The organism is Stenotrophomonas genospecies 5, assembly GCF_054473825.1.
On the sequence record NZ_JBTMUW010000002.1, the window covers coordinates 148,092 to 164,546 of the forward strand.

General features: G+C 67.6%; 16 protein-coding genes. 5 read left to right on the forward strand and 11 right to left on the reverse strand.

Features of this window, described 5'->3' with window-relative positions; all coding sequences use genetic code 11:
* Positions 1 to 64: 64 nt before the first annotated feature.
* Together aceA and aceB are read right to left on the reverse strand one after the other, a co-directional pair.
* Positions 65 to 1,357: an isocitrate lyase gene (gene aceA, locus ACX9OW_RS15865; RefSeq protein ID WP_053518608.1), complete on the reverse strand. Its 1,293-nt coding sequence runs from the start codon at positions 1,355 to 1,357 to the stop codon at positions 65 to 67.
* Positions 1,358 to 1,421: 64 nt separating this feature from the next.
* The gene (gene aceB, locus ACX9OW_RS15870) at positions 1,422 to 3,044 is read right to left on the reverse strand and encodes a malate synthase A (protein ID WP_459062542.1); all 1,623 of its coding nucleotides are present in this window, start codon (positions 3,042 to 3,044) and stop codon (positions 1,422 to 1,424) included.
* Positions 3,045 to 3,153: 109 nt separating this feature from the next.
* Between aceB and ACX9OW_RS15875 the strand changes: the two genes are divergently transcribed.
* Both ACX9OW_RS15875 and ACX9OW_RS15880 read left to right on the forward strand, forming a co-directional pair.
* On the forward strand, positions 3,154 to 4,122 hold the full coding sequence (locus tag ACX9OW_RS15875) for a LysR family transcriptional regulator (RefSeq protein WP_459062543.1): 969 nt from the start codon (positions 3,154 to 3,156) through the stop codon (positions 4,120 to 4,122).
* A gap of 308 nt (positions 4,123 to 4,430) precedes the next feature.
* On the forward strand, positions 4,431 to 5,339 hold the full coding sequence (locus ACX9OW_RS15880) for a LysR substrate-binding domain-containing protein (RefSeq protein WP_197571502.1): 909 nt from the start codon (positions 4,431 to 4,433) through the stop codon (positions 5,337 to 5,339).
* Between the two features lie 41 nt (positions 5,340 to 5,380).
* On the opposite strand, the gene ACX9OW_RS15885 is transcribed toward ACX9OW_RS15880, so the two are convergent.
* A complete protein-coding gene (locus ACX9OW_RS15885; RefSeq protein ID WP_262218874.1) occupies positions 5,381 to 6,637 on the reverse strand; it encodes an MFS transporter in 1,257 nt (418 codons plus the stop codon).
* 122 nt (positions 6,638 to 6,759) lie between these two features.
* Positions 6,760 to 7,386 carry a signal peptidase I gene (gene lepB / locus ACX9OW_RS15890; RefSeq protein ID WP_065174178.1) on the reverse strand — a complete coding sequence of 209 codons (627 nt, stop codon included), beginning with the start codon at positions 7,384 to 7,386 and terminating at the stop codon, positions 6,760 to 6,762.
* 249 nt (positions 7,387 to 7,635) lie between these two features.
* Between lepB and ACX9OW_RS15895 the strand changes: the two genes are divergently transcribed.
* Positions 7,636 to 8,037: a hypothetical protein gene (locus ACX9OW_RS15895; protein WP_053518441.1), complete on the forward strand. Its 402-nt coding sequence runs from the start codon at positions 7,636 to 7,638 to the stop codon at positions 8,035 to 8,037.
* A 3-nt stretch (positions 8,038 to 8,040) separates the two neighbouring features.
* Positions 8,041 to 8,487, forward strand: a complete 447-nt coding sequence (locus tag ACX9OW_RS15900; protein ID WP_053518439.1) for a hypothetical protein — start codon at positions 8,041 to 8,043, stop codon at positions 8,485 to 8,487.
* A 146-nt stretch (positions 8,488 to 8,633) separates the two neighbouring features.
* Here ACX9OW_RS15900 and dcp read toward each other — a convergent pair whose 3' ends face one another.
* The 3 genes from dcp to arfB all read right to left on the reverse strand — a co-directional run bounded on the left by dcp (position 8,634) and on the right by arfB (position 11,940).
* Positions 8,634 to 10,790: a peptidyl-dipeptidase Dcp gene (gene dcp, locus ACX9OW_RS15905; RefSeq protein ID WP_065174176.1), complete on the reverse strand. Its 2,157-nt coding sequence runs from the start codon at positions 10,788 to 10,790 to the stop codon at positions 8,634 to 8,636.
* 111 nt (positions 10,791 to 10,901) lie between these two features.
* Positions 10,902 to 11,504, reverse strand: a complete 603-nt coding sequence (locus ACX9OW_RS15910; protein ID WP_053518437.1) for a lysophospholipid acyltransferase family protein — start codon at positions 11,502 to 11,504, stop codon at positions 10,902 to 10,904.
* A 4-nt stretch (positions 11,505 to 11,508) separates the two neighbouring features.
* Positions 11,509 to 11,940 (reverse strand): alternative ribosome rescue aminoacyl-tRNA hydrolase ArfB, encoded by a 432-nt coding sequence (gene arfB, locus ACX9OW_RS15915; RefSeq protein WP_005420755.1) that lies wholly within the window; start codon positions 11,938 to 11,940, stop codon positions 11,509 to 11,511.
* A gap of 134 nt (positions 11,941 to 12,074) precedes the next feature.
* Between arfB and ACX9OW_RS15920 the strand changes: the two genes are divergently transcribed.
* Entirely contained in the window at positions 12,075 to 12,602 is a 528-nt protein-coding gene (locus tag ACX9OW_RS15920; RefSeq protein WP_065174175.1) for a DUF2059 domain-containing protein, read from the forward strand.
* 33 nt (positions 12,603 to 12,635) lie between these two features.
* Here the strand turns inward: ACX9OW_RS15920 and ACX9OW_RS15925 are convergent, their stop codons facing one another.
* The 4 genes from ACX9OW_RS15925 to ACX9OW_RS15940 all read right to left on the reverse strand — a co-directional run bounded on the left by ACX9OW_RS15925 (position 12,636) and on the right by ACX9OW_RS15940 (position 16,332).
* Positions 12,636 to 13,373 (reverse strand): pseudouridine synthase, encoded by a 738-nt coding sequence (locus ACX9OW_RS15925; protein ID WP_053518434.1) that lies wholly within the window; start codon positions 13,371 to 13,373, stop codon positions 12,636 to 12,638.
* 87 nt (positions 13,374 to 13,460) lie between these two features.
* Positions 13,461 to 14,039 carry an O-methyltransferase gene (locus tag ACX9OW_RS15930; RefSeq protein WP_065174174.1) on the reverse strand — a complete coding sequence of 193 codons (579 nt, stop codon included), beginning with the start codon at positions 14,037 to 14,039 and terminating at the stop codon, positions 13,461 to 13,463.
* 5 nt (positions 14,040 to 14,044) lie between these two features.
* Positions 14,045 to 15,700: a ubiquinone biosynthesis regulatory protein kinase UbiB gene (gene ubiB, locus ACX9OW_RS15935; RefSeq protein WP_065174173.1), complete on the reverse strand. Its 1,656-nt coding sequence runs from the start codon at positions 15,698 to 15,700 to the stop codon at positions 14,045 to 14,047.
* On the reverse strand, positions 15,697 to 16,332 hold the full coding sequence (locus ACX9OW_RS15940; protein WP_053518430.1) for a ubiquinone biosynthesis accessory factor UbiJ: 636 nt from the start codon (positions 16,330 to 16,332) through the stop codon (positions 15,697 to 15,699). The genes ubiB and ACX9OW_RS15940 overlap by 4 nt, the downstream gene beginning before the upstream one ends.
* Positions 16,333 to 16,455 lie beyond the last annotated feature (123 nt).

A 16,455-nucleotide genomic window follows, 5' to 3' on the forward strand; every position in this document is an offset into this window, starting at 1 on the left:
TTGTCTGGCCCTTCCCTGGCCACCCTGAGCGGTGTCGGCAGCCGATCGCACGGCCACCGTTGGATCAGGCCGCGCGTTCGCTGTGGAACTGCTCTTCTTCGGTCGAACCGGTCAGCGCGGTGGTGGAGGACTGTCCCTGCTGGATCGCCTGGGTGACCGCGTCGAAGTAACCGGTGCCGACCTCGCGCTGGTGCTTGACCGCGGTGAAGCCGCGCTCGGCCGCTTCGAACTCCGCCTCCTGCAACTCGACGAAGGCGCTCATCTGCCGGCGCGCGTATCCGTGGGCCAGGTTGAACATGCCGTAGTTCAGCGCGTGGAAACCGGCCAGGGTGATGAACTGGAACTTGTAGCCATAGCTGCCCAGCTCCTTCTGGAACTTGGCGATGGTGGCGTCGTCCAGGTTCTTCTTCCAGTTGAAGCTCGGCGAGCAGTTGTAGGCCAGCAGCTTGCCGGGGAACTTCGCATGGATGGCTTCGGCGAACCTGCGCGCGAACTCCAGGTCCGGCTTGCCGGTCTCGCACCACACCAGATCGGCATACGGTGCATAGGCCAGGCCGCGGCTGATGGCCTGTTCCAGGCCGTTGCGGGTCTTGTAGAAGCCTTCGACGGTGCGCTCGCCGGTGGTGAACGGCTTATCGTTGCCGTCGATGTCACTGGTCAGCAGGTCGGCCGCTTCGGCGTCGGTGCGCGCCACCAGCAGGGTCGGCACACCCAGCACATCGGCCGCCAGCCGTGCCGCGTTGAGCTTCTCGATGGCCTCGCGGGTCGGCACCAGCACCTTGCCGCCCATGTGGCCGCACTTCTTCACCGATGCCAGCTGGTCCTCGAAATGCACGCCCGCGGCGCCGGCTTCGATCATCGCCTTCATCAGTTCGAACGCATTGAGCACGCCACCGAAGCCGGCCTCGGCATCGGCCACGATCGGCTGCAGGAAATCGATGTCGTCCTTGCCTTCAGCGTGATGCAGCTGGTCGGCGCGCAGCAGCGTGTTGTTGATGCGCTTGACCACCGCAGGCACAGAATCGGCCGGATACAGCGACTGGTCCGGATACATCTGCCCGGCCAGGTTGGCATCGGCCGCCACCTGCCAGCCGGACAGGTAGATGGCCTTCAGGCCGGCCTTGACCTGCTGCATGGCCTGGTTGCCGGTCAGTGCGCCCAGCGCGTTGACGAACTCGCGCTCGTGCAGCGACTTCCACAGCTTCTCCGCGCCCAGCCGGGCCAGCGAATGCTCGATATGGACAGTGCCGCGCAGGCGCACCACGTCGGCGGCGCTGTAGTTGCGCTGGATGCCTTCCCAGCGCGGGTTGGTATCCCAGTCGTGCTGGATCTGTTCGGCAGTGGGCAGGGTGCTCATGTCTATCTCCAGTTCAGTGGTGCGTGCAGCGGGAAGGGAAGCGGCGTGGAAACGGGCGCGGGGATCAGTCGATGCGCGCGTAGGCCGGCAGGGTCAGGAAGTCGGTCAGTTCATCGTTTCGGCTCAGTTCGCCAAGCAGGGCGATGGCTTCGCCGATGCGCGCGCCGCCGGGCAGCGCCGTGGTATCACCCAGGCGTGCGGGCAGCTGCGCCAGGGTGGTGTCGAGCAGTGCCAGGTCGATGGCAGTGCCGTCGTCCAGCTGCTGGCCCGGGGTATGCAACCACTGCCACAACTGGCTGCGGCTGATCTCGGCGGTGGCCGCGTCTTCCATCAGGTGATGGATGGGCACGCAACCGTTGCCGTCCAGCCACGCGGCCAGGTAGCGCACGCAGACTTCGACATTGCCCTCGAAGCCGGCGCGGGTGATGGTGCCCGGCGGACGCGCGATCAGTTCGTCGCGGCCCACGCGCACGTCCTGACGCAGGACGTGGTGCTGGTTGGGCGCAGGCATGTGCTCGTCGAAGATCGCCATCGCCACCGGAATCAGCGCCGGATGCGCGACCCAGGTGCCGTCATGGCCTGCACTCACCTCGCGCAGCTTGTCGGCACGCACACGCGCCATCGCCTGCTCGTTGGCAGCGGCGTCGTTGTTGATCGGAATCTGCGCCGCCATGCCGCCCATCGCATGTGCCCCCCGGCGGTGGCACGTCTGGATCAGCAGTTCCGAATACGCCTTCAGGAACGGCTGGGTCATGGTCACCTGGCCGCGCTCGGGCAGCACGCGGTCGGCGTGGCGGCGGAAGGTCTTCAGGTAAGAGAAGATGTAGTCCCAGCGCCCGCAGTTCAGGCCGACGATGCGGTCGCGCAGCGCGTGCAGGATCTCGTCCATCTCGAACACCGCCGGCAGCGTTTCGATCAGCACGGTCACCTTGATCTGCCCGTGCGGCAGGCCCAGCATGCCTTCGATGTGCGACAGCGCGGTCTCCCACAGGGCCGCCTCTTCCATGCTCTGCAGCTTGGGCAGGTAGAAGTACGGGCCACGATCCTTGCGCTGCAGCGTGCGGGCGTTGTGGAAGGCGAACACTGCCGCGTCGAACAGCCCACCGGCCAGGAACTGGCCATCGATGCGGACGTGCTTCTCGTCCAGATGCCAGCCACGCGGGCGCACGATCAGCACGGCCTGCTCGTCGTACGGGCGCAGGGTGTAGTGCTTGCCGTTGGCCGCGGTGAACTCCAGGTCACCACGCACCGCAGCGGCCAGCGACTGCTGCCCGGCCAGCAGGTTGCGCCAGGTCGGCGAGGTCGAATCCTCGAAGTCGGCCATGAACACCTTGGCGCCGGAGTTCAGCGCGTTGATGACCATCTTCGGATCGGTCGGGCCGGTGATCTCGACGCGGCGGTCCTGCAGCGCGGCCGGCAGCGGTGCGACGGTCCAGTCGCCGCTGCGGATCGCGGCGGTGTCCTCACGGAAGTCCGGCAGGCCGCCGCGGTCGAAGAACGCCTGGCGCTCACGGCGAGCCTGCAGCCGCGCCTGCCGACCCGGCTCCACCGCCCGGTGCAGCGACACCAGCAGGGCCAGCAGCGGCGCCGGCAGCAGGGTGTCCTGGCCGGCCACCCGGGTCGCCAGGGCGATGCCGGGCGTGGCCTTGGCGGCGGGGGAGGGAACAGCGGAAGCGACGGCGGACATGGGACGACTCCAGCAGTGGGGAACATCTCCACCGTGCCGCTGGCGCTCAGTATTTGGCAAAACAGTTTTTGCAATGCTTTACATAAATTGTGCTAATACTCGTTACGCCATGACCACGCACAGCTCGCCAAGTCCTCGTTTTTCCTACAAATCCGACCGCCTGAAGCCCTTGCGTGCGTTCTGCCAGACCGTGCGTCTGGGTTCAGTCTCACGGGCGGCTGAGGCGCTTTTCGTCAGCCAGCCGGCCATCAGCCTGCAATTGCAGGCGCTGGAGCGGGAGCTGGGCGTACCGCTGTTCGAGCGCAGCGGCCGCCGCTTGGTGCCCAGCCGCGAGGGCCAGCTGCTGTACGAAATGGCGCAACCGCTGGTGGAGAGCCTGGACGGGCTGGAGGCGCGCTTCCGCGACAAGGTGCGCGGGCTGGATGCGGGCGAACTGAACATCGCGGCCAACAGTTCGACCATCCTGTACCTGCTGCCGAAGATCGTCGAGCGCTTCCGCATGCATCACCCGGACGTGCGCCTGACCCTGCACAACGCGATCAGCGCGGACGGCACCGACCTGCTGCGCGAGGACGCCGCTGACCTGGCCATCGGCTCGATGACCGACGTGCCCGCCGACCTCAGCTACGCCTCGGCCTATCGTTTCGAGCAGGTGCTGATCGCGCCGCATGACCATCCGCTGGCCCGGGGCGCGGAGCTGGAGCTGGCCGACATCGCCCGCTATCCGCTGGTGCTGCCGCCGAAGCGGCAGATCACCTACCGTCTGGTCGACCAGGTGTTCCAGCGCCATCGCATCGCGTACACCGTCGCCCTCGAGGTGGGCGGCTGGGAAGTAATCAAGCAGTACGTGGCGATGGGCATGGGTATTTCCATCGTGCCGGCGCTGTGCCTGAACGAGGCCGACCACGAGCGGCTGGCGGCGCGGTCGATGAAGCGCTGGTTCCCGGAGCGCAGCTATGGCGTGATCGTGCGCCGCGGCAAGGCGCTGTCGGCGCAGGCACGAGCGTTCATCGAGCTGATCCAGCCGGAACTGTTCAGCCCGCGCGATTACGACCAGAGCGGGCATTCCGAGCGGTGAGGGGGTTCTGGTTTGCAGGGCTGCCGCCCTGCATCTGCCGAAGCCTCAAGCCGAAGCAACGGCAACAGCTGGCTATGTGTGGGACGGCGGGGTGGGTCCGGTTGCGGGGGACGCCGTAAACCCGTCCATGGGGGCTTGGTCGCGGCATCCATGCCGCTCACACCCCCGCAACCGGACCCACCCCGCCTTCGACAGTTTCCCTCTGCTGTTTAGTGCCAGCTGCTGTTGGCGGATGCCGACCGTTGGTCGGCACGGGGTCGGATCCAACCTCTGATTCATTTCCGGCTGGCGATGAATAGACTGGGCGCATGTCCATCGAACTGCGCCACCTGCGCTATTTCCTTGCCGTTGCCGAGACCCTGCACTTCGGCCAGGCGGCCGAGCGGCTGGGCATGTCGCAGCCGCCGCTCAGCCAGCAGATCCGCCAGCTGGAGGACCTGATCGGGGCGCGCCTGTTCGTGCGCAGCCATCGCCGCGTGCAGCTGACGCCTGCCGGTGACCTGCTGCAGGAGCGCGCGCGGGCCATCGTGCAGCAGGTGGAGACGGCAGTGGACGAGGTGCAGCGCGCACAGCGCGGCGAACAGGGTGAGCTGCATATCGGGCTGACCCGGGCCACACCGCTGTCGCCGCAGATTCCGCGCTCGATCCTGCGCTACCGCCAGCAGTATCCGCAGGTGCGGCTGCAGCTGAGCGAGATGAACACGCTGCAGCAGATCGACGCCCTGCTCGACGGTTCACTGGACGTGGGCATCATCCGCAAGCGCGCGCTGCCGCCGGAACTGGTTGCGCACAGCCTGTTCGTCGATCCGCTGGCGTTGATCGTGCATGCCGACCACCCTGCCCTGCGCCGGCTCCCGGAACAGGGAACGCTGTCGCTGCGTGCGTTCGCGCAGGAACCGTTCGTGGCATTTCGACGCAGTGCCGGCGCCGGCATCCATGACCACATGATCGCGCTGTGCGCGGCTGCCGGATTCACTCCACGCATCGTGCAGGAAGCCGGTGAGGCGTCCACGCTGATCAGCCTGGCGGCGGCTGGCCTGGGTGCGGCGATCCTGCCGTCCTCGTGCGACCACATCCGGGTGGAAGGCGCGCGCTTTGTCGCGCTGGCCGATGCCGGCGCGCACTCGGAGGTGCAGCTGGCATGGCGCCGTGAGGGAGTGACGCCGCTGATCCGCAACTTCGCCGGCCTGCTGCGCGGCGCATTCGCCGAAGAGTGAAGCGCCGCGCTGCGCGCTCGCCGGGCATGGCCCGGCGAGCATCAGGCCGTCACCGGCTGCGGGGCCCGCTGCTGCAACGCCCAGACGATGCCACCGCCAAGCAGGGTCAGCACTGCCGCGAACGCGCACACCCCCAGCCAGTCCCACGCGGCGTAGGCAAGCCCGCCCACACCGCCCAGCACGCTCGACCCCAGGTAGTAGGCGAACAGATACAGTGCCGAGGCTTCCGCGCGCATCATGCCCGCCCGGCTGCCGACCCAGCTGCTGGCGACCGAATGACCGCCGAAGAAGCCGAAGGTCACCAGCGCGATGCCCAGCGCCATCGTGGTCAGCCACGGCATCGCCAGCAGCGCGATGCCGGCACCGATAAGCACGAAGGAGATCGACAGGACGCGCCCACGGCCGTACCGCGTGGCCTGTTGGCCCATCCATGCCGAGCTGAACGTACCGACCAGGTAGACGCTGAAGATCAGCCCGACCACGGTCTGGCTGAGGTGGTACGGCGGCGCCAGCAGGTGATAGCCGAGGTAGTTGTAGAGGGTGACGAATACGCCCATCAACACGAAGGAGGTGGCGAACAGCCACGGCAGGCCGGGATCGGCGAACAACGTGCGCCAGCGCGACGGCAGCTGGCGCAGGCCGCCGCGACGGGCCTGGAAATGCCGCGATGGCGGCAGCTGCAGCCACAGCAACACGGTGCTGGCCACGGCGATGATCGAGACCACGCCGATGCCCCAGCGCCACCCCCAATGGTCGGCGATGATGCCGGCGAGCAGGCGCCCGCTCATGCCACCAATCGCGTTGCCGCCGATGTACAGGCCCATCGCCAGGCCCAGTGCGCGGCTGTCCATTTCTTCGACCAGATAGGTCATCGCCACCGCCGGCACGCCACTCAGGGCCAGGCCCAGCAGGGTGCGCAGCACCAGCAGCGTGGTCCAGTCATCGACCAGGGCGGTACTCAGCGAGAGGATGGCCGAGGCCAGCAGGGCGACGATCATCAACGGCCTGCGGCCCACGGCGTCGGACAGCAGCCCGGCCAGCAGCATCGCCACGGCCAGCGTGCCGGTGGTCAGTGACAGCGACATCGCGCTGCCGGCGGCGGAGACGCCGAAGTGGCGGCTGAACTCGGGCAGCAACGGCTGCACCGTGTACAGCAGGCCAAAGGTGGAGAAGCCGGCCAGGAACAGCGCGACCGCCGTGCGGCGGAACGCTGGCGTGCCCTGCTGGATGCGCGTCTCGGGGCTGTAATCGGCAGGAGGGAAGCGACGTTCGGGGGCCGCGGCGGTTTCGCCAGTCATGGGATCGATGGGCCGTTGGGGGCGGCCGGGGTGGAGGGAACGGGCCCCAGACTAGGCCCGTCCACCCAGTCGATCCATAACCTGAAAAGTCAGGATTGATATCCCTGACGTATCGATTCAGCTCACAGGTGCTGCCACTGGAAGCCATCGCCGCGGCGGTAGTAGACGGCCACGGCGCGCCCGTAGACTTTGTCGGCGTCGACAAAGCCGAAGAAGCGGCCATCGAAACTGTTGCCGCGATGATCCCCCAGTACCAGCAGCTTGCCGGCCGGTACCACCAGGTCCGCAATGTCGGGACCACCGCCCATGTCCAGGTCCAGGCGGGCACGGCGGCTGCCGAAGGCCTCCACGTCCTGCAGGTCGGCCATCTGCAGCGGGTGGCCGTTGATGCTCAGGTGGCCCTCGTGCAGTTGCACGTGGTCGCCGGCCACGGCGGCGACCCGCTTGATCAGGCGGGTGCCGTCGGCAGGCGAATCGAATACCGCCACCTCGCCGCGCTGCGGCTGGCCGGTGGACAGCAGGGACGTGTTGGTGAACGGCAGGCGCAGGCCATAGGCACGCATGTCCACCACCACCCGGTCACCGGGCTGCAGGGTCGGCTGCATCGAGCCACTGGGCACCACGTAATGATTGGCGAGGGTGTCGCGGGCGGCGGCGAGCAGGCCCAGCATGAGCAGCAGCGGCAGCGCCTCCTTCTTCAGCCAGGCGAGAGCGCGTTGCGGGAACGGCGGTCGGGCAACAGCATCCATGTCAGGTTCCGATGGGGTGGCAGGGTCTTCAGACCCCATCCGGGTGCAAGAGGTTCCCGGTCGCGCCGGGCCATGCCCGGCCGAGTGTTGGAACGGCCGCGCCATGTGCTCGCCGGGCATGGCCCGGCGCTGCCGATGCAGGGTTACAGAGGTTTTACGCCCGGGCCCGGCGCCCGGCATCGCACCTTTACGGGCACTGCGCGCATCGTCTGCCCACCGCGCCGAACGGCGCTTTCCGCAAGGTGTTGTATGACCCTCCTGGTGATCCGCCACGCCTCTTCATCGGCACCGCGTCCGCAGCTGCCGGCGCAGTTGTCCGGCCACCGCGTGCTGTGCAGCGACTGCGCCAGCCTGTCCGAAGTGCGCCAGTGCCTGTGCCAGCCGCAGGCGCGCTCGGCCGACTGGGTGCTGCTGGACGTGGGCGTGGCCGACGAGGCGCAATGGCAGGCCGAGGGCAGCGCGCTGCAGGCCGCCCTGGAGCGGCTGCCGGCGCATTACATCGAACTGCAGAGCGCCCGCGAACCCGGTCTGGACGCGCGCCTGCGCCTGCAGCATGGGCCGGCCGCGGTGGTGGTCGACCAGCGCAGCCAGCAGGCCGGTTATCCGCTGTCGCTGGCCATCGTCGGCCGCCGCCTGGCGCAGGAGGGCTGAGCCATGTCGATCTTCATCATCCGCGGCCCGGAAGCGGCCGGCACATTGATCCGTACCGCACTGCCGCTGCCGGCACCGGTACTGAAGTCGCTGGTACACCGTGCGATCGATGCCGGCACCAGCGTGGCCATCCGTGCCTGCGGTTCGGAACAGGAACTGCTGGATGCCCTGCGCGTGGCCGATCACAGCCGCGGCGAAGTGACATTGCTCGATCCCGGCGCGTGTGCCGGCAGCCTGCGTCTGCAGCGCCTGCTGCCCTATCTGCACAACGCCTACGTGGAGGTGCATGACGACGGCGCGGTGGCTGAGCCCTGTCTGCCGGCCGGCATCGGCCAGCGCCTGGGCATCGCCGCCGGCTATGGCGCGCAGAGCTACGTGCTGGCGCTGGATATCGCGCTGGATCACCTGGGCCTTGCCGAACAGGCGAACCGGGTGCACGTGGGGACGTAAGGCTGTTTGTAGAGCCGAGCCCATGCTCGGCTGCCTTTCCAGGAAACATCAGCCGAGCATGGGCTCGGCTCTACAGAAGAACGTCGAGCATGGCTCGACGCTACAGAAAGAAAAACGGCGGGGTCGCCCCCGCCGTTTTCGCTTTCTTACTTCAGCCCGCGGAACTTCAGCAGCGGTTCCACCGACGGGTCCTTGCCGCGGAAATCGCGGTACAGGGTCGACAGCTCCACGCTGTTGCCGCGCGAGAGGATCTTGTCGCGGAATTGCTGGCCATTGGCCGCGGTCAGGCCGCCGTTCTCGGTGAACCACTGGAAGGCGTCATGGTCGAGCACTTCCGCCCAGAAGTAGGCGTAGTAGCCGGCCGAGTAGCCACCGCCCCAGATGTGGTCGAAGTAGGTGGTGCGGTAGCGCGGCGGAACCTGCGGCAGATCGACCTTGAACTTCTTCAGCGCGCTGGCTTCGAAGGCTCCGACATCCTGCAGCGGCGCGTCGGCCTTCTGCGTGTGCCAGGCCAGGTCCAGCAGCGCAGCCGACAGGTACTCGGTGGTGGCGTAGCCCTGGTTGAAGCTGCGCGCCTTGAGGATCTTGTCGACCAGTTCCTGCGGCATCGGCTCGCCGGTCTTGTAGTTCTTGGCGTAGTTGGCGAACACCTTCGGATCCAGCGCCCAGTGCTCGTTGAACTGCGACGGGAACTCGACGAAATCGCGCGAGGTGGCCGTGCCGGCGATCGAGGGGTACTTCACGTTCGAGAACATGCCGTGCAGGGCGTGGCCGAACTCGTGGAACAGGGTGGTGACGTCGTCGAAGCTCAGCAGCGCCGGCTGACCTTCGGCCGGCTTGGTGAAGTTGCAGACGTTGTAGACCACCGGCTTGGCGCCGGTCAGGCCATCCTGCTCGACGAACACGTCCATCCACGCGCCACCGGACTTGCTGTCACGCTTGAAGTAGTCGGTGTAGAACAGGGCCAGCGAGGTGCCGTCCTTGTCGAACACTTCGTACACCTTCATGTCCGGGTGGTAGGTCGGAATGTCGGTACGTGGCTTGAAGGTGATGCCGTACAGCTGGGTGGCGGCGTAGAAGACGCCGTTCTGCAGCACGTTGTCCAGCTCGAAATAGGGCTTGATCTGCGACTCATCCAGATCGTACTTGGCCTTGCGTACCTGCTCGGCGTAGAAGTCCCAGTCCGAGGCCGCAACCTGGAAACCGCCCTTCTGCGCGTCGATCACCTTCTGGATCTCGCCGGCTTCGGCACGTGCCTTGGCGGTGGCAGCCGGCACGGTGTCGGTCAGCAGCTTCAGCGCGGCGGCCGGGGTCTTGGCCATCTGGTCGCCCAGCTGGTAGTCGGCGAAGGTGTCGAAACCCAGCAGCTTGGCCTTCTGCGCACGCAGCTGGGCCAGGCGCTGCACGGTCTGGCGGGTATCGTTGGCATCACCGCGCTCGGCGCGGGTTTCCGAGGCCTTGAGCACGGCGGCGCGCTGGTCGCGGTCGCTCAGCGAACCAAGCACCGGCTGCTGGGTGGTGTTCTGCAGCGGCAGCAGGAACTTGCCGTCAAGCTTGCGCGCCTTCGCATCGGCAGCTGCGGTGTTGATCGCGTTCTCATCCAGGCCGGCCAGCTTGGCCTTGTCGTCCACGATGACGGCAGCGGCAGCGGTGGCGGCGACCAGGCGGGTATGGAACTGGGTGGAAAGCGTGGTCTCTTCCACGTTGAGCTTGCGCAGGCTGGCCTTGTCGGCGTCGGACAGCTGCGCACCGGCACGCACCAGGCCGTCGTAGTAATGCTCGACCAGGCGCTTCTGCACCGGGTCCAGGCCCAGCGTGTCACGCTGGTCGTACAGCGACTTCACGCGTGCGAACAGCTTCGGGTCGAGGCTGATCTCGTCCTGGTGCGCGGCCAGTTTCGGCGCGACTTCTTCCTGGATCTTCTGGCGCGCATCGTTGGTATCGGCCTGCACCAGGCCGAAGAAGATGCGCGACACGCGGGTCAGGGTCTCACCGCTGCGCTCCATCGCCACGATGGTGTTGTCGAAGGTGGCCGGCTCGCTGTTGTCGGCGATCTTGCGCACGTCGGCCAGGTGCTGGCGCATGCCTTCCTCGAACGCCGGCAGGTAGTCGCTGTCCTTGATCTTGTCGAACGGCGGCGCCTGGAACGGCAGCGTGCTGGCGCTCAGCAGCGGGTTGGTGGAGGCATCGGCCGGCTGCTGGGCCGGGGTATTCTGGGCTGCGGACACGGGGGTGGACTCCTTGCCGGAACAGGCCGCCAGCGCCAGGCTGATGGCGGCGGCCAGGACTACGGTACGCGACATGTAAAACGCTCCTTGGGCAGACGGGATGGGATGCCGACCGTCCACCCTACTCCTGTCGCGCTCGCCCGGCATGTGCCGGACGTGGCGTCTGGACCTTCACTGGCGGCCGGCTCAGACCGTACCGCGGGTCTTGCCGATCCAGGGCCGGTAGAACTCGCGGATGGCGGCCATGTCGGCCACGTCATCGCCGGTGGGATGGAACAGCGGACCGACGCCGATGACCTTCTCCGGATAATGGAAATAGGCGGTCAGGATCGGCACGTCGGCCATCCGCGCGATCTTCAGGAATCCGGCCTTCCATTCCTTGACCGCCTTGCGGGTGCCTTCCGGGGTGATCGCGAACCACATCCTGTCGTTGTTGCGGATCAGGTCCACGGCCTGGCCGACGGTTCCCTGCGGCGAGCTGCGGTCCAGCGGGATCACGCCCAGCCGGTGCAGCAGCGGGCCCAGCGGCCACCAGAACAGCGACGCCTTGCCCAGCACCTTGACCTTCATGCCCAGTGCGATCTTGGCCGCCATGCCCCAGAACCCGTCCCAGTTGGACGAGTGCGGGGCGATGATGAAGACCAGCTTCGGGATGTCCGGCAGGGTGCCGACCACCTTCCAGCCGCCCATGCGCAGGGTGCAGCGCGCCAGCCAGCGCAGGAACGGGTTGGATCTGACCTGCGGCATGTTCGGCGGGATGGCCGGCAGCAACGGAGTCGGGTTGTTCAAGCAATCACTCCCAGTCACGTGAGGAGCGCCCGCGCTTGATCTGCGCGCGCCCGCGTTTGGCGTCCAGACGACGCAGTTTCGACCCGAGGGTCGGCTTGGTGGCCTTGCGCGGTTTGGGCACGCTCAACCCGGCCTGGATGAAGGCCGCCAGCCGCTCGCGCGCATCCTCGCGATTGCGATCCTGGGTCCGGAAGCGTTGCGCGTCGATGACCAGCACGCCTTCGCCGGTCATCCGCCGGTCACGCCGCGCCAGCAGGCGCGCGCGCAACGGTTCGGGCAACGAGGGCGAGTTGGCCACGTCGAAACGCAGTTCCACCGCGGTGGACACCTTGTTGACGTTCTGGCCACCGGCACCACTGGCACGCACGAAACGCTCGACGATCTCGCCGTCGGGGATTTCAAGCTGCGCGCTGATGGTGACCGGTCCACTGCCCATCCGCGCATTGTAACGGCAGCCACGTGGCGGAGTGCGGCATCGCGCGCCGTATGCCGCCGATCAGGCACCGAACACGCCGCCTTCGCCTTGCCAGCGGGTATGCTGGCCGTCCCATGTACCGCAGGAAGCTTCGCATGATCCGCTCCGCATCCACCCTGCCCGCCCTGCTGCGCCGTGCTGCCCTTCTGCTGGCGCTTGCCGTGGCCAGCGCCCCGGTCCTGGCCGCCGCGCCGACCGACGGCGACATCAACCGCCTGCTGTCGGCCTCCCGCGCGCAGAGCATGATCGACACCATGCTGCCGCAGATCGAGGCGATGCAGCAGCAGCAGTTCCAGCAGGTCGCGTCGCAGCGCCAGCTCAATGCCCAGCAGCAGGAGCAGCTCAAGCGCATCCAGGCACGGACCAGCCAGACCCTGCGCCAGGCCCTGTCATGGCAGCAGCTGCGGCCGATGTACGTGGATCTCTACAAGAAGACCTTCAGCAAGGAAGACGTGCTGGCGATGGCCGAGTTCTACGAGAGCCCGGCGGGCCAGAGTCTGCTGGACAAGACCCCGGCGCTGATGCAGAACGTGATGGTGGCCATCCAGTCGCGCATGCAGCCGCTGTTCGCCGACCTGCAGAAGGATCTGGAAGCGATCGTCAACGAGCCGGAAAAGAAGTGAGGCGGTAGCGCCGGGCCATGCCCGGCGCTGCCTTCACTCCACCCGCCAGCCGAACAGGTCCAGTGCCTTCTGGAATTCCCGGTCCAGCGGCGCCCGCACATCCACCGTGCCGCCCTCGGGATGCGGAAAACGCAGGCGCTCGGCGTGCAGCAGCATGCGGTGCACCCCCTGCATGCGGAAGATGCGGTTGTGGCGGCCGTCGCCGTGGCTGGTATCGCCGATCATGTGGTGCGAAAGATGCTTGAGATGCCGGCGGATCTGCCGGAACCGTCCGGTCTGCGGCTGGCAGCGCAGCAGCGCATAGCGCGAACGGGCGAACTCGCCGACCGGCACCGGCAGCTCGCCGGTAGCCAGGCACTGGAAGTCGGTGATGGCAGGCTTCTTGACCGGTTTTCCGGGGCCGCCGTCGAGGTCGTGGTCGACCCGCCAGGACGCCTCGGCCGGCCAGCCGCGGCAGATCGTCAGGTAGTCCTTGGCCACCTCGCCGCCCATCAGGGCCTTGCCCAGCGCACTGGCGGTGTCACGGTCGAAGGCCAGCAGCAGGCAGCCACTGGTGGCACGATCCAGCCGATGCACCAGAAAGATCGGGCGCCCGAGCTGCTCACGCAGGCGATCGGCCAGGAAATCATCTTCGCCACGGGCCAGCTTGCTGTCATGGACCATCAGCCCGGCCGGCTTGTCGACCACCGCCAGGCGTTCATCCAGGTGCAGGAGCCGAAGGGGGGCGGTGTCGGTCTCGACCGCGGCGAGGGTATCGGGTTCGGTGCTCACCGCGCGATTATACGGGCGGCCGGTATGGGGTCAGATCCCTTTTCCTGCGGAAAAGGGACCTGACCCCGGGTTTGTGCCGCGAGGCAGTCAAACGTTGCGCAGTGCCAGCAGTTCACCGTTGCCCACCGGCACCAGGCTGACGCTGACATCAGGATCGGCCACCAGTGCTGCACGCAGCGGCTCCATCTGTTCGGCGTGGGAGATCGCGTTGTCCACCACCAGCAGGCCACCGGGCCGCAGCACGCGGCGCAGGTGCGGCCACCAGCCAGCGTACTGCTCGCGATCCGAATCGAGGAACAGCAGGTCGATGCTGGCATCGGCCGCCTGCGCCAGCCACGCCCCGGCGTCAGCGTGCATCAGGGTGATATGCGCCTGCAGGCCGCTGCGGGCGAAGGTCGCGCCGGCCAGGGCCACCTTGTCGGCAGCGTACTCCAGCGTGGTCACATGGCCGTCAATGGCAGCGGCAGCCTCGGCCAGCCACAGGGTGGAATAGCCGTTGGAGGTGCCGATCTCCAGCACGCGCCGGGCCTGTCCGAAACGTACCAGCAGCGACAGCAGCGCACCGGTATCCGGCGTGATGTTCAGCATGCGCCGGGCCCGCTCGCTTTCGCGCGCATCGTTATCGGCGCCAAAGCGCACCAGTTCGTCCTTGAGCGCCTGCAGCACGGCGGCTACTTCCACCACGCCCGGGCCAATGCGGCCACACCCACCGCGCCCGACAGCCAGCTCCACATCGGCAGGTCGCCCCAGTACCAGCCGGGCGGCTGCAACACGTACATCAAGGCGGCAATGGCAAGCAGGCCGACGCCGGTGATGGCACCGACCGCATGCTTCTGCAGGCGCTGCACGCTGGCATCGAGCGATACCAGATCGCGCGAGCGCATCGCCAGCTCGTGACGTCCCTCCACCTGCTGGGTCAGCCAGGCATGCACCAGGCGGGGCATGTCCGGTGCGTGGGTCATGATTTCCGGCAGGCGCTTGCCGAGCTCGCGCATCACCCTGCGCGGGCTGTAGCGCTCGCGCAGGATCTTCGCCAGTACCGGCTTGGCCACCGCCCAGATATCGATCTGCGGGTCGAGCTGGCGACCGACGCCTTCGATGTTCAACAGGGTCTTCTGCAGCAGGATCAGCTGCGGCTGCAGCGTCAGCTGGTAGCGCTGCGCCACGCGGAACAGCTTCATCAGCACTTCCGCCAGCGAGATCTGCGACAGCGGGCGGGTGAAGTACGGCTCGCACACCGACCGCACCGCCGCTTCCAGGTCGTCGATGCGCACGTGGTCCGGCATCCAGCGCGCCTGCACGTGCAGCTCGGCGATGCGGCGGTAGTCGCGGTTGAAGATGGCCATGAAGTTCTCGGCCAGGTAGTACTGATCTTCCTGCGACAGCTGGCCCATGATGCCGAAGTCCAGCGCGATGAAGCGCGGATCGCTGCGGCGTGCCGGATCGGGGTCGACCCAGATGTTGCCGGCATGCGCATCGGCGTGGAAGAAGTTGTCGCGGAACACCTGGGTGTAGAACACCCGCACGCCCTTGGCGGCCAGCGCCTTGCGATCGATCCCGGCGGCGTCCAGTGCCACGATGTCATCGGAGGGAATGCCCCACACGCGCTCCAGGGTCAGCGCGCGCTCGGCCGTGTGGCTCCAGATCACTTCCGGCACGTACAGGTCGTCGGAGTTCTCCCAGAAGCGGCGCAGCACGCTGGCGTTGGCGCCTTCGCGCTGCAGGTCCAGCTCGGCGGCCAGGGTGTTCTCCACTTCCGCCACGACTTCGCGCGGGCGGATCTTGTCGGCACGCGGGTGGGTGCGCTCAACCAGCGCGGCCAGTGAATTGAGCAGGGCGATATCGGCGTCGATCTGCTTCTCGATGCCCGGGCGCAGCACCTTGACCACCACCTGGCGGCCATCGGCCAGCGTGGCCGCATGGACCTGCGCGATCGAGGCCGACGCCAGCGGTTCGGTATCGAAGCTGGCAAAGGCTTCGCTGACCGGCAGGCCCAGCGCGTCCTCGACGATGCGGCGCGCGGTGTCGCCGTCGAACGGCTTGACCCGGTCCTGCAGCAGGGTCAGTTCGTTGGCCACGTCCGGCGGCACCAGGTCGCGACGGGTCGACAGGATCTGCCCGAACTTGACGAAGATCGGACCCAGGTCCTGCAGCGCCAGGCGCAGGCGTGCGCCACGCGATTGCGCGGCGATGTCGGCCGAGGCCCGCGGAACGAAGGGTTTGGCCAGGCGCAGCCAGCGTTCGGCCGGCGTGTCCTGCAGCAGGTCATCCAGGCGGTAGCGCAGGATCACCCGGCCGATGCGGCTGGCCCGCAGCACCGCCTTCATGCCGCACCCCGCAGGCGCTGCACGCGTGCACCCAGGCGCTCGACATCATCGCGCAGCACATCCACATCGTCGTGGAACGCGTCCAGCTCGGCGCGCGGCACCACGTCGCGCGATTCTTCGGTAATGAATTCGGCTGCACTGTGCGCCAGATCGATCACGCCCTGGCGGGCGTGCTGCAGCGCGCCGCGCAGTGTGTTGGCCACCTGTACGCCCAGCACCTCGCCGAACACGCTGACGAACGGCTGCTGCCAGTCCGGGTCGAAGCCCTTGGCCAGCTGCTGCAGGCGGCGCGCCAGCTCGGCATCGCCGGCCACGCGCACGCGTCCCTTGCCGGTGCTGTCGGCGCGCCGGGCATTGGCCAGCAGCGGCAGCTGGGCCAGCACCCCCGACAGGCTGCTGCGTACGGCCAGATCGGCTTCCTGGGCATCCACCGGCCCCACCCGCAGCTGGTCACCGTCAACGCTGATGCGCATGGCCAGCGCAGGAGCCTCCAGGGTCAGATCGATATGGCGGCCATCCAGACCGGCCAACGCGTGGCGGGTATCCGGATCCAGCGCCAGGGCGCGGTTCAGGGCGATCTGCAGGGCACGGCCGGCGACCGGCTTGAGGGACTTGAGCAGGGAAAGAGCCATGGCCCCATTCTACCTTCGTGGGTGCCGGGCTTGGGCCGGGCAGCGCGGATGGGTGCGGGTTCATCTCCGCCTCACCTGCCGGGCGAAGGAAGGTCCATGCTGTGGGGCCACGCAACGTCCAGG

Bases quoted from the DNA above. Each gene is read 5' to 3' on its own strand.
- ACX9OW_RS15920 (WP_065174175.1), top strand. From the start codon at position 12,075: ATGATCCGCTCCGCATCCACCCTGCCCGCCCTGCTGCGCCGTGCTGCC.
- arfB (WP_005420755.1), bottom strand. From the start codon at position 11,940: ATGGGCAGTGGACCGGTCACCATCAGCGCGCAGCTTGAAATCCCCGAC.
- aceA (WP_053518608.1), bottom strand. From the start codon at position 1,357: ATGAGCACCCTGCCCACTGCCGAACAGATCCAGCACGACTGGGATACC.
- ACX9OW_RS15880 (WP_197571502.1), top strand. From the start codon at position 4,431: ATGTCCATCGAACTGCGCCACCTGCGCTATTTCCTTGCCGTTGCCGAG.
- ACX9OW_RS15885 (WP_262218874.1), bottom strand. From the start codon at position 6,637: ATGACTGGCGAAACCGCCGCGGCCCCCGAACGTCGCTTCCCTCCTGCC.
- dcp (WP_065174176.1), bottom strand. From the start codon at position 10,790: ATGTCGCGTACCGTAGTCCTGGCCGCCGCCATCAGCCTGGCGCTGGCG.
- ACX9OW_RS15940 (WP_053518430.1), bottom strand. From the start codon at position 16,332: ATGGCTCTTTCCCTGCTCAAGTCCCTCAAGCCGGTCGCCGGCCGTGCC.
- aceB (WP_459062542.1), bottom strand. From the start codon at position 3,044: ATGTCCGCCGTCGCTTCCGCTGTTCCCTCCCCCGCCGCCAAGGCCACG.
- ACX9OW_RS15875 (WP_459062543.1), top strand. From the start codon at position 3,154: ATGACCACGCACAGCTCGCCAAGTCCTCGTTTTTCCTACAAATCCGAC.
- ACX9OW_RS15900 (WP_053518439.1), top strand. From the start codon at position 8,041: ATGTCGATCTTCATCATCCGCGGCCCGGAAGCGGCCGGCACATTGATC.
- ACX9OW_RS15895 (WP_053518441.1), top strand. From the start codon at position 7,636: ATGACCCTCCTGGTGATCCGCCACGCCTCTTCATCGGCACCGCGTCCG.
- ubiB (WP_065174173.1), bottom strand. From the start codon at position 15,700: ATGAAGGCGGTGCTGCGGGCCAGCCGCATCGGCCGGGTGATCCTGCGC.
- lepB (WP_065174178.1), bottom strand. From the start codon at position 7,386: ATGGATGCTGTTGCCCGACCGCCGTTCCCGCAACGCGCTCTCGCCTGG.